Raw genomic sequence first — 18,186 nt, forward strand, 5'->3', positions numbered from 1 at the left:
ACATGCAGACTAGTCATTCATATTACACAATCAATTATATCAAATACGATAGCTTATTTTAGCTTTTGCCTGTTATCCGTCATTTTTGCTTTTCAACGGTATGTTCGTTTTCTCTTTTCAAGAATCCATGAGTTTGCTAGAATACAGGTGAAGAGAGGTACATGTAATGAGTAGAAATTGTTTTATTGGTCAGTCGGGTGGACCAACCGTCGCGATTAATGCATCTTTAGCGGGTATTGTCGCACGCTGTAAAGAAGAAGGTTATGATCATATTTATGGAATGATCAATGGCATTAAAGGTTTATTAGAAGATCATTATATTGATTTAGGAGAAATCTTTGATTCCTCAGATAAGATCACTCAGCTTAAAAACTCCCCAGCGATGTATCTGGGAAGCTGCCGTTTTAAGTTACCGAATATTATTTTAGCGCCAGGCACATATGAAAAGCTCTTTAAGAAATTTAATGCTATGGATATTACCGATGTCTTCTATATCGGTGGCAATGATTCGATGGATACCGTTGCGAAATTATCCACTTATGCCAAAGCGATCAATTCTCCAATTCGTTTTATCGGTATCCCGAAAACGATTGATAATGATTTAATGGGCACCGATCATACACCAGGTTTTGGTTCGGCTGCGAAATATGTAGCTAGCAGTATGTTAGAAGTTTTCTATGACAGTGCGATTTATAAATTAAACGCAGTCACAATTGTCGAAATCATGGGACGTAACGCCGGCTGGTTAACGGCCGCTAGTGCCTTAGCAAGAGAAAACGGCGCCACTGTGCCGGATCTCATTTATCTGCCAGAAGTGCCTTTTGACACAGATAAGTTTTTAGCGGATATTCATGAAAAGTTTAAAGAAAAATCTTCTATTATTATTGCGGTATCGGAAGGGATCCGTAATAAAGAAGGAAATTTCTTAGATCAGGATTCTAAATATACAAAGCGCGATGCCTTTGGTCATGTCCTCCACTCCGGAACTGGCAAAGTCTTAGAATCCATTGTTTATAAAGAATTCCATTGTAAAGTCCGTTCGATTGAATTAAACGTCTTACAGCGCTGTGCTATGCATATCGCCTCAAGCACGGATATTGAAGAATCCTTCCAGATTGGTGAATTCGCTGTTAAGCAGGCCATCAGTGGTGAAACCGGCGTAATGATCGTCGTGAAACGTTTAAGTGATACACCTTATCAGATTCAATGTGAAACACTAGATGTCACTAAAGTAGCCAACTTAGAGCACAAAATTCCAGTAGAATGGATCAATAAAGACCATAATGATATCACCCCTGCTCTGCATGATTATCTCTATCCACTCATTCAGGGTGAAGTGCATGTCAATTATGCGAATGGTATTCCTCAGTATATTGATATCAGTCATCTCCGTAATAAAATGATTAAAGAATAGTAAGCGTATTATAAACACGTCATCTTTCCAGCCAACTCCTGGCCTTTGCTCATAGACATACAACCAAACAAAGGATATAATACTCTAAGAAATACTTTGCGGCTGTTAGTCAGATAATCTGAGTAAACCGCTAAAGTTATTTCTACCTAGGATCGGTTATAAAGATTTAATCGAGGATATGCGATTCTCATTATGCTGTGGCTAGATAAATTGGTTAGCGGTACAATAAAACCAGGGAGTTATTCCTGGCTGTTATTAGATATCTTTATGTCGTCTGGCAATGACTTTGAATATGGCAGAAGACGTTCGATTGTCTCTTGCGTCATTTTGTGAATGGAAAGCTCAGATAGCGCATATGTAATATATTTTTCAAAATCAAGATTGTTCATCTTTGCTGAAGTGAAGAGAGTGAACCAGTTCATCATGGTTTCAGCGCCTTCTACTGAATTTGCAAAGAGTACGTTCTTGCGTGTCATGACAAACGGCTTTACGCCTTCACGTTCAATAAGATTATTGCTGATTGGGACTTCTGGATGACTGATATAATACAGCAGTTTTTTCCATTGCTTGACAATATAATTCATTGCAGCCGAAAACTTACCGGAAGGCAGAAATTTTTCTTGAATTTCCAGTATCTTAGCGTGAATTTCTTTTAAAATAGGTAATTCCAGTTCTTCACGCACTTTTAGTATTTCATCTGTCCCAGCGTTCTTTCCCTTCAGCTTACGTTCATAACCGAACACTTTGCCGATCATCTGCAGTAGACAAAGCTGATGGCCGAAAGCTGGATTATCTTTTAGAATTTCATGCCTGCGATCGTCACTCGTAGACTTATTATGAAATTCTTTATAGATATTAGTCTGGATCTTCATCGCATCCTCGATGTAGCGTCTGGCATGGGCCTTATTCTAGATCTAGAATAAGGCCCATTATTCATGCTCTTTTTTTATTCAAGGAAATTAAAAATATTAAGATATTATTGATATTTATTGAAGGTATCTCAGATAATAATTATACTGAGATTGAAGAGTATAAAATCTAAGGAGCTGATTATATGAAACGATTCTGTTAAAGTTACTGTTACGATTTCTCTAATTGACGAATTTATTGATTTTCTCCAAATTAAAGGCTATAACAAATCATCAACACTTAACGAATATAGATGCGGTTTGATAAGGCTTTTCGATTTAAAACATAATGAATCCATCTACTACCATTTAGCTGACGCTGATAAGATAATTCAGCGATATATTTACAAACATTCCAAGCCTCTCTCATATAAAGATATGCTGTATCTTAAACTCTATATGCGAAGATTTAATGAATTTCTCCAGGGTGAATATCACTTATATGAACCCAAGGATGATCCTATAGAAGCATTAAGCGCTTTGCATAGAATAATAATTAATGGCTATCAAAAGTACTGCCGTAAAAAAAATAATTCGGATTGGACGATTTCAAGTAAGCGAGCTGCTGCTATATTCTTTCTAAGGCTTATCGAAGAAAGCGGAATATTCGATATGTCATTTGATGCTCGTGATACCACAGCAGCACTTCTTCATGTTAAAAATAATGATCAGTGGAATAATATCAGGCTGTTTCTTATTTATCTTCATGATGCAGGTTCAGTTTCTGAAGATTATGCCAATCTCATTCCATATGCAAAAAATAAAGTACCTTATCCAACTGTTTATACTATCGAAGAAATCAAAAAGATTGAAGCTGTCATTGACCGCAATACACTTACCGGAAAGCGTGATTATGCGATGATACTTTTAGACACCCGACTTGGCATGCGAGCCGGTGACATCGTTAATTTAAAAATAGCGGACTTTGACTTTAAACATAATAAGATATGTCTCAATCTTAATAAAGGTGGAAACTTACAGGAATTTGTTCTTCTACCAGTAATTAAGGACTCAATTAATGACTATCTCGAAGCATCTGGGAACAGTGGGGCTGAGTATATATTTGAATCTATTAATTCTCCAAAGAGAAAAGTTACTACCGGAATTTTACGTCATAGACTTGACTACTATTTTGTGAAGGCTGGAATTGATATTAAAAACAAGAAACATGGACCTCATTCCATCAGATCATCAATGACTTCATCAATGGTAAATGATGGAGTTTCCTATGAGACTGTTCGTAAGATACTCGGTCACAAAGACCGTGATGCGGTAAAACACTATGCAGCCCTTGATATTGAAACTCTTAGAAAATGTGCAATCGAAGTTAAGAATCCAAGTGGCTCCTTTCTTGAATTCCTAGGTGGCGACGATAAAAATGAAAACATGCAGTGATTTATTAACTGATTCAAAAAATTATCTTGATATACGCAAGAAAGTGCTGAGTACCTATAGCTTCTATCATTACAAGCAAATAATCAGAGAATTTAATGAATATTTCTCTAAGAGTACATTGAAGGATGTTTCTGCAATTAACGAAATGGAAATTACATCATTTATCAGGACAATTACTGGAAAAACATCAACGGTAATAAATAAACTGATAGCTCTTCGCAAATTCATCAACTATCTTAACAGCATCGGATACAAGATCTTTGTGCCAGAACTCCCAGAAAATCATGATGATTATGTTCCATATATTTTCAGTGATGATGAGATATCTGAAATACTTGAATATCTTGATAATCTACCCTTGGAAAAAGGAATGAATCCATTGTTGCAGTACGAAATGCCTATGATTATCAGAATAATGATAAGCAGCGGCACACGTATTTCTGCAACGCTACATATCAAGCTGGGAGACTTTGATCCTCAGATGCACACTATCATCATTAGAAAGGGTAAGAATTATAAGGAGCGTATTGTTCCGTTAAATTTTTCCGTATCTAAAATGCTTATAAAATATATCGACGCTATGAATATATCCAATCCTGAATCCTATATTTTTCCAAATGCACTGAATGACAATGAGCCAATGAAGTATAAGAGTGTTGCAAATAAATTTCATAATGTACTGCTGAAGCTTAATATTTATGATCACTCTGGATATAAAACACGAGGTCCATGCCTTCACTGTCTGAGACACTACTTCGTAATTAATTCTTTAAGAAAATTGATAGCTGAAGGAATACCAATTGATAATTATATTCCGTATCTCTCAATCTATCTTGGTCATGATAGCTTAGATGAAACCGAAAAATATCTTAAGTTCAGTCCTGATATATTTACTGATGAAGTTGAATTGTTTTCAGAATCAATATTAGATATTCTGCCGGAGGTGGAAAATGATGAGGACTAATAAACTGCTTAACGCATTGAGAAACTATATTGAAACTTATCTTCCAGATACAAAAGGACTATCCAATAATACCATCAAATCATATAAGGCAACTTTCAGACTGTTATTTGAATTCTTTAAAGTAGTTTATAAATTAGAACCCGATCAGATCAGTTTCAGCAGTCTTGACTATGATCATCTAAATGCCTTTCTACTCTGGCTTGAAAGCAGTAGAAATGACAGCGCTTCAACTAGAAACCAGCGACTTTCGGCACTGTCGTCATTTTCTAAATATGCTCAGTCACGTAACTTTGATGCGGCCGTTATATTCAGAAATGCTGTTCTATCATTGCCTGTAAAAAAGGCACCAGTTAAAATGAGACAGGTTATGACAAGAGAAGAAGTCAAAATATTTTTATCACTGCCTGATGTTAATAAGCCAACCGAAAGACGAAATAAGGTCCTGCTTTCTTTTATGTATTCCACTGCGGCACGTGCACAGGAAGTATGTGATCTAACGACTACTGATATATCCATTCGTAATGGAAAATATTATGTCACTCTTCACGGAAAGGGAGGAAAAGCAAGGATTGTTCCAATCAATAAAAAGATGTACAAACTTCTGCTTCAGCATATTAAAACGAAGCCTAGACAGTACAGAAATTCAAAATATGTCTTTAATTCGCAGACAAATGAACAAATGTCTGTTTCTGCAATTGAAGAGATATTTAAAAAATATCAGAAGATGGCAAAAGATAAATATTCTGATATGTTTAACGGTAATTACACACCTCATACGATGCGCCATACAGCTGCTACCCATATGCTTGAAAGCGGTGTTTCCATTCCTGTTATTAGAAGCATTCTTGGTCATTCATCAATAGAAACGACAATGATCTATGCAAGGGTAAATCAAGCAATGGTTGATAAAAAGGTAAAGGAATGGAATGAAGAACATTTTGCGATAGAGCCTGAAGCGAATCCAAAAGAAATTAAAGATGATCTTGATTTTCTTAAATGATTATTCAAGAAAAAACTTGAAAGCAGTATTAAATAAAAGCGCTTGTCAGTTTGTCTAGAATAATAATTCTACTTGAATAATGAGCCCAGCACCCTGCGTGACCTGAAAAATCGGTATAGTTATCGTAAACGGTATATCCATCGGTCACTGCCGTTCCTGAAAAATGCTCGCCGTCAATAATGAGCATTTTTTTAAGTTCGTTGATGCTTCGTCCAGGTCCGTAGGAATAGATGGCCATCTGCTTGTCTTCTATTTCTCCGGACATGCCGATCCAGACATAACTATCTGAATTTCTAGTCCCGCGCTTGACTTCCTCAAGGACTTTTAGCTCTGTTTCATCGAGGTGGATAAAACTAAGTCTCAGGAAATCATGGCGCATTTTATCGACGATAAAACGCAGATACTCATTCATGCTTCGCCATAGCCAGTTGCTAAGAAGCGTTCTGGAGATATTGTAGCCCATATCCTTATAGGCCTTCTCCTGGCGATAAAGAGGCACACACTTCTTAAGAAGATCATAAGCGGTATGGGCTACAAAAGCTGGACTGGCTGCCGATTTTTCAAAAAGAGTCACCGGTACAGGCTGACTGCTGTGATATATCTTCAGATGATCATTATTAGACTCATCGCAATCCTTGTGCTGGTTAAAGCATGCAAAATTATGGAAAATACTTTTCTTAATGTAGATTTCCGCAGGTATATACACTAACTCATTAATAACGGTAGGAGCGATTTCATGCATCTCCTTGCCGCATATCGGACAAACAGTGCTGTCAGGGTTATAATGCACTTCTTTTACTGGCAAACCAGAAAGAGCCTTTCCTTTTGGCTTTCTTGGCTTCTTTTTTGCCTGTTTAGCACCATCAGGAATATCATCGCCGTCTACGATCACAACGGTATTATCCTCTAATCCAAGAAGCTCAAAGATATTGAGCTGATCAGGATTGAACTTCTCGCTCTTTCGTCCAAATGACTGTCTTTTCATTGAGAGAATAATTTCTGTAAGATTATTAACTTTGGACGCAAAAAGCATAGTGATAGTCTCAAGATCTTCGCGCGTCATAGATTTTATTATATTGTCTGCATTTCCTTTCTGCATACCTGTGCAGATTTTATCTATCATTTTTAATATCTTATTCATAAGAATATTATATCATAAATATCTTCTAAAATGAAGAAATATGATGTAATAATCGTAATAATTTTAATTTATACATACTGCCTTTCTATCTTTTTGAATGCCGTTGGCTGGTTTATTTTGAGTCCTTCCATCAGCCATCTGAACTGCTGCTCGCTGATCTCCGCATAGCTGCCATCAGATGATATCTTCCATTTGAACGTTCCTTTTTCCAGTCTTTTGTAAAGCAGCCAAAAGCCTGTGCTGGCGTTGTCATAGTAGAGCGCCTTAATTTTATTGTGTGATTTGTTGCAGAAGATGTATAGGCAATGATCCATCGGACTTCTGTGGAAGATAGACTGAACGATGGCTGCATAGCCGTCAATGCCTTTTCTCAGGTCAACCGGTTCCGTGCATACAAAAATCTGCTTAATATCGTCTCCTAAGAAATTCATATTGCCACACACACTTTTACCAGTTTTATAAGATCCGCCTCCGGTATGGCGGTGCTGCACCTTAACCTAATCGTACCAACATTAATTTCAAGAACAGAGCCGCTGCATACGCTGGTAAAAAGTTCTGTGTTATTAGTCATACTTTCGCAACTGTCAGGGTCCGAACCATCAGGAACAACCATTAGAGGCACAATGACATCTAAAGCCTTTTCGTTATCATATAAGCTTTCCTGATCGGTGCCTAATGATTCGCTATGATCCATTTCTGCGCCTTCGCTAATAACTTCATCATAATCAAGCTGAATATATGCCGCCAGATCAGGCTGTGACAAAAAGTACTTTCTCTTTTTATAGAAAGAGCTGGTGCTAACACCAATTTGCTTGCAGTAATATCTAACTCTCATTCCAGGATTATAATGTTTGAAAATATCGATCCATTTATCAATCGTTGCTTGTCTCATAAAATAAAACCTCCTTTTGACTTCAGGGTAATTATCCCAAAATCAAAAGGAGTTTGAAAGACGTGTATATTATACGCTTACAAAGAATAAGAGTCAGGATCTCCTGACTCTATTTTTGTTTGAGCTGATGATAATCAACTAAATCATTATATTCTTCAATCGCTTTGACAATATCATTATAAATATGGGCATCGAGTTTTTCCTTTAATTCTTCTTCATCGACAAACTTATAATCCGTATGTTCATCAGATAAGACCACATGATCATTCGTCGGAATGGTTAAAAAACCGATGCCGACAGTCTGATAATGCGGACGAATCGCCGTAAAAGTATAAACTGGTTTTAAAATCTTAATCTCTAATCCTGTTTCTTCATGAAGTTCTCTTTTTAAAGCCTCATGGGGCGTTTCCCCATATTCTAAGCCTCCTCCTGGCAATTCCCAGTAACCAAGGCCATCACTTGATGGACGTACTCTTTTCATGATCAGGGTTTTTCCTTGATAAATAACAATAGCTTTGACAGTAATATGAAATCTGATCGCTTGCTCTTCCATAATTTTTCTCCTTTTTTACATCATACCATCATTTCATGATGACAATCAAAAATAATGAAATGTTATTAAAAAATGTTATAATGGTACGGAGGTGAATAAAATGATCGATTTTTATAATGAGGTCTTAAAAGAAAAAGAAAATTTATTAACAGATTTAAAAACACTTTGTCAGATTCCATCTGTTTTAGATAAATCAACAGCGAAAGGAAACCAGCCATTTGGTGCTGGCTGCCGTCAGGCGCTTGATGCGATGCTAGCCATTGGGAAACGTGATGGTTTTGTAACAGATGATGTCGATGGTTATGCTGGCAGTATTGATATTGGTGAAGGAGAAGACGTCTTTGGGATCTTAGGCCACTTAGATGTTGTCCCAGTCAACAAAACCGGCTGGAACTATCCACAGTTTGATGCCACTTTAGATGGTGATCGTCTCTATGGACGTGGCGTCGCTGACGATAAAGGTCCACTCTTAGCTGCTTACTACGCTGCTAAAATCGTTAACAGAATGCAATTTGATCGTCGCTATAAGATGCGTGTCATCTTTGGCTGTGATGAAGAAAACGGCTCATCATGCGTGGACTATTATTTTAAACATCGTCCTTATCCAGCTATGGGCTTTACTCCTGATGCAGATTTCCCAGTTGTTTATGGTGAAAAAGCCATTTCTCAATATACCCTTTCAGGAGATTTCTCACAGCATGATATTATCGGCATTTATGGCGGTAAACGTTTTAATGTTGTGCCATCAGTCGCGGAAGCTTATCTCAAAGGTGATGTCAAAGACTATGAAGCTTCATTTAAAGCTTTCTTAGCACAATACAGTTTAAAAGGCATGATTGGCAAAGAAGGCAATGTCGTTAAATTATTAGTCAACGGTCGCTCTGCCCATGGTTCAATGCCTCAAAAAGGCATTAATGCAGTCGTTTATCTCTGCCATTATCTCAATAGTATTTCAAAAAATGCTTTAGTCGATTTTGTGGATCGTTATTTCTTTGAAGATACCAGCGGTAAAGCATTAGGGATTGCTAACGAAGGCCGTTTAGGGACCACAACCGTTAACTTAGGAGTCTTAAACTATAAAGAAGGACATGCCCAAATCAAATTAGATATCCGTTATTCTGACGAATTAACACATAAAAAACTCCAAGAAACATTAATGTCACACGCTAAAGAAGTTGGCTTTAATGAAAAGCACAATGATACGGATGCTTTATATGTTGATCCTAACAGTGAATTAGTCACTAAATTACATGCTTCTTATGTCGAATATACAAATGATCATGATCATCACCCACAGGTCATCGGCGGTGGTACATATGCCAAAGAAATGCCAAACTGTGTAGCCTTTGGAGCGGAATTCCCTGGTCGTGATAATCACATGCATGAAGATAATGAAACGATCTTACTTGATGAATTATTAAAATCAACAGCGATCTATGCGAAAGCACTGTATGATTTAATCAAAAAGTAGTTGTCATTCAAAAAACTATTTGTTATAATGATTGAGCACCAAGTGCTTAATCATTAATGCGGTCGTGGTGGAATGGTAGACACGCAGCTTTGAGGGGGCTGTGGGCATTAGCCCGTGTGAGTTCAAGTCTCATCGACCGCACCATCTTGTTACTGACGATTTCTGAAAAGAAATCGTTTTTTTGTATTTTAAAACGAGGTTACGACCTCGTTTCAAGATAAAGTTATCTTTTTTTAGTGTGACCTGCACATTTGTATTACGCAAATAAGCGTTGCCATTTACGCAATAACTTCTTCTTTTCGCTGTGAAGCAGATACATCAAAATGGCTGCGATTACAAATAACAGCAAGTTCATCTTTTGTATATTTGCGAAGACGCTCTTCAATGGTATCTCAATATATTTTTTCAATACTCCGATAAGTAAGCGGATTCTTTCCGAAAGACTGCTCTTCTGCCATAATATACCTCCCAAAGCAGCTCATTACAGCTGACTGTTAAGTTTAGAATAAATACGCTCGGCCATCCACTTCTCACTGACATGATCACAGACTTCATCAATCGGAAACCAAGCCACCGCTTTGTTTTCATCTTCTTTAACACGCAGTGGCATTGTATCATCCGCTTCCAAGAGATAAGTAATATTAAGATGAAGATGTGAAGAGACATAATGACCGCGTTTCTCATGACCATCGACGGTTAGGATTTCTACCGAATAAATGTTCTTTGAAATCGGATGGGCAATCACCCCGCTCTCTTCTTCTACTTCGCGCATAGCTACTGCCAATAAATCATGATCGCCATCGGCGTGTCCGCCTAGCCATGACCAGGAATCATAAATATTGTGATAAGCCATGAGTACCTTTTTTCTATCCGGTGAAACGACCCATGCACTCGCGCTTAAATGAGCGGACGCATTATCACGGGTATAAAGCTCTTCCCCGCTTTTTAAGCGTCTTAAGATTTCTTTGACATCACATGCTTCCTGTTCATTAAAGGGCGTATATTGCTCTAAATCAGTCATCAGATTCATGCGATTTTACCTTTTTCTTTTAAAATTGTTTCGACTGCCATGATCGCTTCATAAACCATCCCATCACAATGCGTCTTCTTGACTTCTCCTTTTTTCGCTGAAACTGCTAATAAATCTTTACAATTCAGTAAACCATCATGATGATCAGTAAAATGTTTATAATAAGCTTTGATCGTTGCTGGATCATCAACGCCAAATAATCCTAAAACCATTAAGCCGCCAGTAATCCCGCCACAGACACTGCCCATCTTCATCCCTGCGCCAAAGTTTCGAGCAATGTTATAAGCCTGTTCATCAGTTAATCCAGCCTCCTGAGCGAAAGGAATCACCACCGCCTGGGCACAGTTATAATGTGGTGTTACGATTGCTCTAAGTTCTTTTGCTTTTTCAATATGTGACATTTCAAGTCCTCCTTCGCTACAATTTTAAGCGAAAATGTTCTTTTTTACAATATTTTTACAAAACGTTTGCCTATCGTATATAATTGAAATATAATGACATCGAGGTCGATAAATGGGAGGCACTTGTATGAAAGCGAATATTCAGATTCAATCCAATCCATTCATTGCGAATGCAGATGATATTGAACTTATTGTAAAAACACATTTAAAAGCATCAGATATTAAATTAGAGACAATAGATGAATTAGATATTTATTATAAACCTTACGATGGATCTATTTATTATGTCGCTACAACTGTTGATGGTCAGACATTCAAAAACGTACAGCCTTTATTCATTTAAAAACGGAGAAATTATTTCTCCGTTTTTTGCTTATTGATGACGTGAATGACTTTCTTACACATTTTTGAAATAGCTTCATGAGAAAAGACATGCCATTCATCAGCATAAGGATAAACATGGCAATTTTTATAGGCTTCTTTCGCATCCCATGAGTAAGAAATCGGAACCGTTAAGTCCACCGTGCCATGAAAAATGTACACCGGCTTGGTATATGCTTTCACATCCTTATACATCTTGATCGCCTTCATTTCCTGAATGTACTGATGTCCAACTTCGCCATTGCCAACACGCATTGTTTTCCCTTTTTTCGGCACCGCTACAAGTTTCACCATATCTGGAATATTATATGCTGGCGCGCAGAGGAATAAACTGCGAATATCCTTTCTTTTCGCCGCCACAAGGGAAGCGATCAGCCCGCCTTGAGAATGGCCAGCTAAATAGAAATGATGCTGATCGCAATAGCCCTGCTTCATAAAATAACGAATTAATGCCGTTAAATCTTTTTCTTCTGAAGAAGGTGACATCGCACTCATCTTTCCGCCAGAGGCAGAGTGCAGATTGCCTCCGACAAAATCAAAAACCGCTGCGCCGATCCCAGCTTTAGATAACTTTTTCGCAATAATTTCATAATCTTTATAAGAAGCGGAATAGCCCGGACAAATAATGACAAAAGGCAGTTTTGCCCGCACTGCTGGTAAGTATACTTTTGTATAAAGAGCATATTTGCCTCTCTTCACATAATGCGTTGTAATCGTCGCTTTACTTGTTTTCACAAGCGGCTGCTGAACAATTTTTTCAATGCTTTGATGAGGTCTGCTAAAGTAAAAATAAGAAGCTAAGCCAATGGCTATCGCCATTACTAAAACAATAAGCTTTTTCATATTCTCCCCTCCCTAATACAAAAGATGCCTAACGGCATCTTTTCTTACTTGGCAATAAAATACATCGCGGTATAAGCTGGCAGCGAAACTTCTGTTTCACCATCAACTTCATATTCAATGACTACATCTTCATCAGTTCCATTATACTTCTCATTATTAGAATCAAGCAAGAGGGTTAAAGTCTTTTCTTCTCCCTTGTATGTATAAATCTGATCTTTATTTGAGAAGTTGAAGAAGCAGACAATCGTTTCTTCATCACTCATACGTTTGAAAACATAAATGGTTTTATCTTCCTGATGACAATCAATCCATTCAAAACCTTTTTCCTGATAATCATATTTCCAGAACGCATCATGAGTTAAATAGAGATGGTTCAAATCTTTCATCATCTGATGGAAAGCATCATGCATTGGATATTTTAACATATCCCAATCCTGTTCTCTGAATTCATGCCATTCTCGTAACTGACCAAATTCATTACCCATAAAGTTTAACTGTTTGCCAGTGTGCGCATACATATACATGTATAAGGCACGAGCTTGGGCAAACTGTTCTTCATATTCGCCATACATCTTATCAACGATTGTCTTTTTGCCATGAACGACTTCATCATGTGAGAATGGTAAAATGAAGTGTTCGTTATAGAAGTACATCATTGAGAATGTTAACTTATGATAACAGTCTTTTCGTTCATCTGGTGTTTTCATAAAGAAGTCGAGCGTATCATTCATCCAGCCTAAATCCCATTTATAATCAAAGCCTAAACCGCCCTGATCAACCGGTTTCGTCACACCATTGAAGGAAGAAGAATCTTCCGCAAAAAGCAGACAGTTTGGCACACGCTGTTTTAAGCCGGTGTTGAATTTCTGAATAAAGCGCATAGCATCGCGGTTTTCCCCGCGTCCGGCATCTCCCTGCCAATAAATCAGATTACCGACTGCATCTAAACGCAACCCATCTAAATGATATTCACTTAACCAGTAATATGCAGAAGAATTTAAGAATGAGCAGACATCCCCACGGGAATGCTGGAAGTTACAAGTCCCCCATTCACTCATTCCCACCGCATTGTTAGGATAGTTATAAAGCGGCGTGCCATCATAGTTCGCTAAGCCAAAACTATCGATCGCAAAATGTACTGGCACAAAGTCCAAGATCACGCCAATATTATTTTGATGGCACTGATCAATGAAGTATTTCAATTCATTTGGTTTACCATATCTTGAAGTTGGCGCAAAATAGCCAGTTGGCTGATAGCCCCAAGATAAATCGTTTGGATATTCATTTAATGGCATGATTTCCAGATAGTTATAGCCATATTCCTTTAAGTAAGGAATCAGTAAATCGGCCATTTCAGTGTATGTATACCAGTCAGTTTCTTCATCACCCTTTTTACGCCATGAACCAAAATGCATTTCATAAACATTCAAAGGTTCCTGAGTTGTATCATGACGCTGCGAAATCCATTTCTCATCTTCAAATGTATAGCCTGATAAATCATAAATAATAGATGCATTATTAGGACGTAACTCTGCATAGTAACCATAAGGATCACAATGATCGACAAAACTACCGCCATGGTAAATACGATATTTATACATATGTCCAGGTGCCGCATCAGGTACTGTCACTTCCCAGAACTGACCATTTTCACAGCGGTTCATTTCTCTTTCACGCCAGTCTGAAAATTCACCAATGAGGCAAACTCTTTCAGCAGCTGGAGCATATGTACGAAACGTTGTTCCTTCACCTTTTTTATAATGAGCTCCTAAGTAGTAGTGGACATCAAAAGAGTTTCCATTATAAAAATTGCCTAAATCCATATTACAACCTCCTCAAATATAGACACTCGTCTAATTTCTACTTATAATATAAAAGAAGTGAGGTGAAAAAGACACCATCAATTCCCTAAAAGTGTCGGATTTCCAACGTTTTTAGACATGTGTCTATTTTTTATGAAAAAGCAGCCTAAAAGCAAACGTGCCATCATCGCGGCTTTTATCGACATTCGTAAACATACACCCGTCGAAAAGATGACGGTCACAAATCTTTGTAAAGTTGCGGAAATCAACAAGTCAACTTTCTACGTCTATTATCAGGACATTTATGATCTTTCTGATCAGGTAGAAAATGATTTAGTGCGGCGCATCACCAATAGTATTTCCCACACTGAGTGCGCCTTCGATGATCCTGGTGCCTTTACCGAGGAAGTCTTTCGTGCCTATGGTGAAAACCAGCATTTAATTGATATTGTCTTTTCCGGCAGTCGCAGTGTGATGTTACCAAAGAAAGTGCATCAGGCGCTTACTGAACTATTTTTTCAATTACGCCCAGAATATAAAAATTCACCAGAAAAACATATCATGCTTTCCTATATCATTTATGGCGGTTATTACGCTTATGTCGAAAATGAAAGCATGGACCGTAATTATCGTATTTCCGTTATCTCATCACTCACAAAATTATGAAGGGACTCGCCATTTGACAAATCCCTTCCTTTTATTATCATTTTTGCTGAGCTTCGAGACTTAAAATCTCTTCATAACTATCTCGTGCTTCCACCACAAATTCAATTGAGACCCCTGGAAGAGCCTTGAGAATATCCGTATTGCTCATTCCTTTCGCCAGGAAATGATACACTTTCATCAGTGCCTTGGCACCTTCTTTATAGCCTTCGTCTCTTACTTCTTTCATAACTTCGTCTCTTACTTCTTTCATAACTTCGTCTCTTACTTCTTTTACAACCTGCTCTTTTACCTCTTTTTTGGCGTCTTCAAGCATCATCGGCTTCATACTATTGAAAATATATCGGCTCCATGATTCCATATTTTCCATCTCCTTTCTCATCTTCTCATCGTAATGAAATCCTCTTGCCTTCAGTATAGCATCTTTTTATTTCTCTATATACTTAAAGACTTTTTACCCTGCAAATCTCACAAGAATCTAACAAAAAATTGAAGAAATTTTATAAAAAAGTGATCTATTTCATTCAATTTAGGCAAAGCGATGACAGATGACTAAAAAGACCTGCTGGGGAAGCAGGTCTTCGTGATGTCTCTATTATGATTGACATCGTTGTTTACATTTTAGTGAAGGGAAATTTATATGTTTGCTTGTTGTCAGTCTCCTGACAACGCTTAATATACAGTTCTTATGTGAAGTGAAAATGAACACATCATTTTTTTAAACAAAGGACTCACCTTAAGGCAAGTCCCTTCTAAGAAATCATTTCATTAATATTTTTAAAGCTGATGATCCTCTTCATAACTTTCACGTGCATATTTCACAAAATCAACAGTGACATTAGGAAGAGACGTAAGAATCTCTTCATCGCTCATACCTTTCGCTAACAAATGATTGACTTTCTTAAGCAACATTGCACCTTCTAAGCGACCTTCAGCACGACCTTCTTTGAGACCTACTTCACGACCTTCTTTGAGGCCTACTTTTCTACCTTCTTTGAGGCCTACTTCACGACCTTCTTTAAGGCCTACTTTTCGACCTTTTTCTCGACCTTCAGCCATGCCTTCAGCCATGCCTTCAGCCCAAGCCTGCTCTCTTACCTCTTTTTTGGCGTCTTCAAACATCATCGGCTTCATACTATTGAAAATATATCGGCTCCATGATTCCATATCCTCCATCTCCTTTCTCATCTTCTCATCGTAATGAAATCCTCTTGCCTTCAGTATAGCATCTTTTTCTTTGTAATCAATTGTCACCGAGAAAATTGTGGATAAAACCGCAATAAGATCCAGCTTCTCACTTTTAATGGCATCAATGCGCGGCTTGCGAATATCATAAAGATTGACAATAATTGACGTTGGACATTTTCTTAAGCCGCGGCGTTTCACATATCTCTGATGCTGTGGATCAAAACGCGCTTGTGCACTCACCATAATGATGCCTTCATCTTTATGAGGCGGTGCCATATTGATCCAGATGACAAACAGCTTATCCATTCTATTCTTTTTAAAGCGACTCTGTGCCAGCACCGCCGTGCAGTACTGCACATTTCTCAGTTCCATGTAATAATCATTCGTACTCTGCATTTCGATATCCACAAGCAGTGCCCCTTGTTTGCCTTTATTAAAGGCAAATAAGGTATCAAGAATACACTTGTTTTTGCCAATAAACAGTTCTGTGCTTTGCATTTGGACCTGAGGGCTGAAGTTTTTGACATTATTTTGGATCGGTGTCAAATAGGCTTTGAGCTGTCCTTCATCCATTTCTTTGAAATCTTCAACTAAGCTGCCTAAGATCAATGATAACACATCAACATTCTTAATAATCTTTTTTGCATTGGCATCAAGGTAGTTGAACATTGCCTGTTCCTGACCTTGCTTTTTAGGTTTCATATATCTTCTCCTTTCGAGAAAATCATTAAATAGTACTATCATTTTTCTTTCTCTATATACTTAAAGACCTTTTACCCTGCAAATCTCACAAGAATCTGACAAAAAATGGAAGAAATTTTATAAAAAAGTGATCTATTACATTCAATTTAGACAAAGCGATGACAGATGACTAAAAAGACCTGCTGGGAAAGCAGGTCTTCGTGATGTCTTGTTATGATTGACATCTTTGTTTACATTTTAGGGAAGGGAAATTTATATGTTTGCTTGTTGTCAGTCTCCTGACAGCATCTATATTACCTTCTCTTTGTGAATCCAAAATGAACTATTGATAATCAAAGATAGCTTTCTTTTCGATAAGATCGCCAAATGTTTCTTTCCACTCGTGATGCGGATCTGAAGCATCATAAGCTGCTAACGCTTCTTCATCCATATCGATCGTGATCATCAGATCATAACGATTAGGACGATCAATACAGTTAAAGGTATAAGTCACTTCATGAATACCTGGAATACTCAAAGTTTCATTAAAGATCGCCTTAATCTGTTCAATACGTTTGTTGGTTTCTCGATCTTTCCATTTCACAATAATATTATGTTTCATAAATTCCTCCTACAATAAGTATGTTTCAATAACATGAGCAATGCCATCATGATTGTTGTCATCGGTGACAAGATCACATATTTCTAAAACATCTGGACGACTATTCCCCATCGCTACGCTTAAGCCGGCTGTTTTTAAGACTTCCAAATCATTAGGGGCATCCCCGACCGCAATCGTCTGCGAGAGCGGCAAAATTAATCTTTCACATAATGTCTTTAAACCTAAAGCTTTTGTAACATGTAATGGGCTAATCTCTAGCGATGTCTCTTCGGCGTAAGCGAAGGATAATGGTAAATCCTTTAATCGCTGATAAGTCTCCTCGCGTTCCTGCGTATTGGTATGATATAAGTTGATTTTATACACATCAGAAAGAGTTAACGCCTCCTGAAGCGGCTCATCAACAAAATCACAGACGCGTTCATACATATTACGATAAACAGCCATATGGTAATCTTCAATATGGCGAATGTGTGATGCTGAGGCAATACTACGTTCCTTTGTTAAAAGCTGCGGCATGATATCACGATTGTTAACAGCATCAATAATAGCCTTTATTTCTTTCTCTTTTAAGGGCATTTCATGAATAACTTGCTGATTTACAAAATCATACAAACAAGCACCGCTAATTAAAATGCCATATGATAAATAAGGAAAGAGTTCTTGGTAATCAGCTAACTCGGCAAGGCCGCGACCAGTTGATAAACAAACAATCTTTCCTGCATTATAAGCTTTTTTGATAGCCTCCGCACTTGATGGCAGAATCTGTTTCTGATCATCAAGCAGGGTGCCATCCATATCTAATGCAATAAGCTGATACATAATAACCTCCCTGGCTAT

Annotated in this window: 19 protein-coding genes, 1 tRNA gene and 1 pseudogene; 8 read left to right on the top strand and 13 right to left on the bottom strand. The window is 37.6% G+C overall.

Features of this window, described 5'->3' with window-relative positions:
- Positions 1-166 precede the first annotated feature (166 nt).
- Positions 167-1,414, top strand: a complete 1,248-nt coding sequence (locus SG0102_RS10675) for a 6-phosphofructokinase (protein ID WP_125119903.1) — start codon at positions 167-169, stop codon at positions 1,412-1,414.
- A 239-nt stretch (positions 1,415-1,653) separates the two neighbouring features.
- On the opposite strand, the pseudogene SG0102_RS10680 reads toward SG0102_RS10675, so the two are convergent.
- Positions 1,654-2,304: pseudogene (locus SG0102_RS10680) on the bottom strand (IS66 family transposase); the annotation flags it as partial.
- A 417-nt stretch (positions 2,305-2,721) separates the two neighbouring features.
- Here SG0102_RS10680 and SG0102_RS10685 point away from each other — a divergent pair.
- The 3 genes from SG0102_RS10685 to SG0102_RS10695 are packed head-to-tail and all read left to right on the top strand — an operon-like array spanning position 2,722 to position 5,681.
- Positions 2,722-3,717: a tyrosine-type recombinase/integrase gene (locus SG0102_RS10685; RefSeq protein WP_157983030.1), complete on the top strand. Its 996-nt coding sequence runs from the start codon at positions 2,722-2,724 to the stop codon at positions 3,715-3,717.
- Positions 3,701-4,681, top strand: coding sequence for a tyrosine-type recombinase/integrase (locus SG0102_RS10690; RefSeq protein ID WP_125119905.1), 981 nt, complete (start codon positions 3,701-3,703; stop codon positions 4,679-4,681). Before SG0102_RS10685 ends, SG0102_RS10690 begins: the two co-directional genes overlap by 17 nt.
- Positions 4,668-5,681 carry a tyrosine-type recombinase/integrase gene (locus SG0102_RS10695; protein WP_125119906.1) on the top strand — a complete coding sequence of 338 codons (1,014 nt, stop codon included), beginning with the start codon at positions 4,668-4,670 and terminating at the stop codon, positions 5,679-5,681. The genes SG0102_RS10690 and SG0102_RS10695 overlap by 14 nt, the downstream gene beginning before the upstream one ends.
- A gap of 28 nt (positions 5,682-5,709) precedes the next feature.
- Here SG0102_RS10695 and SG0102_RS10700 read toward each other — a convergent pair whose 3' ends face one another.
- The 4 genes from SG0102_RS10700 to SG0102_RS10715 all read right to left on the bottom strand — a co-directional run bounded on the left by SG0102_RS10700 (position 5,710) and on the right by SG0102_RS10715 (position 8,267).
- Positions 5,710-6,822, bottom strand: a complete 1,113-nt coding sequence (locus SG0102_RS10700; RefSeq protein ID WP_125119907.1) for an IS66 family transposase — start codon at positions 6,820-6,822, stop codon at positions 5,710-5,712.
- A 68-nt stretch (positions 6,823-6,890) separates the two neighbouring features.
- Positions 6,891-7,253 carry an IS66 family insertion sequence element accessory protein TnpB gene (gene tnpB, locus SG0102_RS10705; RefSeq protein ID WP_125119908.1) on the bottom strand — a complete coding sequence of 121 codons (363 nt, stop codon included), beginning with the start codon at positions 7,251-7,253 and terminating at the stop codon, positions 6,891-6,893.
- A complete protein-coding gene (locus SG0102_RS10710; RefSeq protein WP_125119909.1) occupies positions 7,250-7,714 on the bottom strand; it encodes a hypothetical protein in 465 nt (154 codons plus the stop codon). The genes tnpB and SG0102_RS10710 overlap by 4 nt, the downstream gene beginning before the upstream one ends.
- A gap of 109 nt (positions 7,715-7,823) precedes the next feature.
- A complete protein-coding gene (locus SG0102_RS10715; RefSeq protein ID WP_125119910.1) occupies positions 7,824-8,267 on the bottom strand; it encodes an NUDIX hydrolase in 444 nt (147 codons plus the stop codon).
- A gap of 100 nt (positions 8,268-8,367) precedes the next feature.
- Here SG0102_RS10715 and pepV point away from each other — a divergent pair, with 100 nt between their 5' ends.
- Positions 8,368-9,738: a dipeptidase PepV gene (gene pepV, locus SG0102_RS10720; protein WP_125119911.1), complete on the top strand. Its 1,371-nt coding sequence runs from the start codon at positions 8,368-8,370 to the stop codon at positions 9,736-9,738.
- A gap of 58 nt (positions 9,739-9,796) precedes the next feature.
- Positions 9,797-9,882 (top strand) — tRNA-Leu (locus SG0102_RS10725).
- A 337-nt stretch (positions 9,883-10,219) separates the two neighbouring features.
- On the opposite strand, the gene SG0102_RS10730 is transcribed toward SG0102_RS10725, so the two are convergent.
- On the bottom strand, positions 10,220-10,768 hold the full coding sequence (locus SG0102_RS10730) for an NUDIX hydrolase (protein WP_125119912.1): 549 nt from the start codon (positions 10,766-10,768) through the stop codon (positions 10,220-10,222).
- Positions 10,765-11,169 (bottom strand): C-GCAxxG-C-C family protein, encoded by a 405-nt coding sequence (locus SG0102_RS10735; RefSeq protein ID WP_125119913.1) that lies wholly within the window; start codon positions 11,167-11,169, stop codon positions 10,765-10,767. The genes SG0102_RS10730 and SG0102_RS10735 overlap by 4 nt, the downstream gene beginning before the upstream one ends.
- Positions 11,170-11,296: 127 nt before the next feature.
- Between SG0102_RS10735 and SG0102_RS10740 the strand changes: the two genes are divergently transcribed.
- Entirely contained in the window at positions 11,297-11,512 is a 216-nt protein-coding gene (locus SG0102_RS10740) for a hypothetical protein (RefSeq protein WP_125119914.1), read from the top strand.
- 11 nt (positions 11,513-11,523) lie between these two features.
- Here SG0102_RS10740 and SG0102_RS10745 read toward each other — a convergent pair whose 3' ends face one another.
- Together SG0102_RS10745 and glgB are read right to left on the bottom strand one after the other, a co-directional pair.
- Complete coding sequence (locus SG0102_RS10745; protein WP_125119915.1) at positions 11,524-12,393, bottom strand: alpha/beta hydrolase family protein; 870 nt, start codon at positions 12,391-12,393, stop codon at positions 11,524-11,526.
- Positions 12,394-12,437: 44 nt separating this feature from the next.
- Complete coding sequence (gene glgB, locus SG0102_RS10750; protein ID WP_125119916.1) at positions 12,438-14,216, bottom strand: 1,4-alpha-glucan branching protein GlgB; 1,779 nt, start codon at positions 14,214-14,216, stop codon at positions 12,438-12,440.
- A gap of 132 nt (positions 14,217-14,348) precedes the next feature.
- Here glgB and SG0102_RS10755 point away from each other — a divergent pair, with 132 nt between their 5' ends.
- Positions 14,349-14,861, top strand: coding sequence for a TetR/AcrR family transcriptional regulator (locus SG0102_RS10755; protein ID WP_125119917.1), 513 nt, complete (start codon positions 14,349-14,351; stop codon positions 14,859-14,861).
- 37 nt (positions 14,862-14,898) lie between these two features.
- On the opposite strand, the gene SG0102_RS10760 is transcribed toward SG0102_RS10755, so the two are convergent.
- The 4 genes from SG0102_RS10760 to SG0102_RS10775 all read right to left on the bottom strand — a co-directional run bounded on the left by SG0102_RS10760 (position 14,899) and on the right by SG0102_RS10775 (position 18,168).
- Positions 14,899-15,228: a hypothetical protein gene (locus SG0102_RS10760; protein WP_125119918.1), complete on the bottom strand. Its 330-nt coding sequence runs from the start codon at positions 15,226-15,228 to the stop codon at positions 14,899-14,901.
- A gap of 407 nt (positions 15,229-15,635) precedes the next feature.
- Positions 15,636-16,748 carry a FliH/SctL family protein gene (locus tag SG0102_RS10765; RefSeq protein WP_125119919.1) on the bottom strand — a complete coding sequence of 371 codons (1,113 nt, stop codon included), beginning with the start codon at positions 16,746-16,748 and terminating at the stop codon, positions 15,636-15,638.
- Between the two features lie 322 nt (positions 16,749-17,070).
- Positions 17,071-17,349, bottom strand: coding sequence for a Dabb family protein (locus SG0102_RS10770; RefSeq protein WP_125119920.1), 279 nt, complete (start codon positions 17,347-17,349; stop codon positions 17,071-17,073).
- A 9-nt stretch (positions 17,350-17,358) separates the two neighbouring features.
- Positions 17,359-18,168, bottom strand: coding sequence for a Cof-type HAD-IIB family hydrolase (locus SG0102_RS10775; RefSeq protein ID WP_125119921.1), 810 nt, complete (start codon positions 18,166-18,168; stop codon positions 17,359-17,361).
- Positions 18,169-18,186 lie beyond the last annotated feature (18 nt).

The organism is Intestinibaculum porci (assembly GCF_003925875.1).
In the GTDB taxonomy this organism is placed as follows: Bacteria; Bacillota_I; Bacilli_A; order Erysipelotrichales; family Coprobacillaceae; genus Intestinibaculum; species Intestinibaculum porci.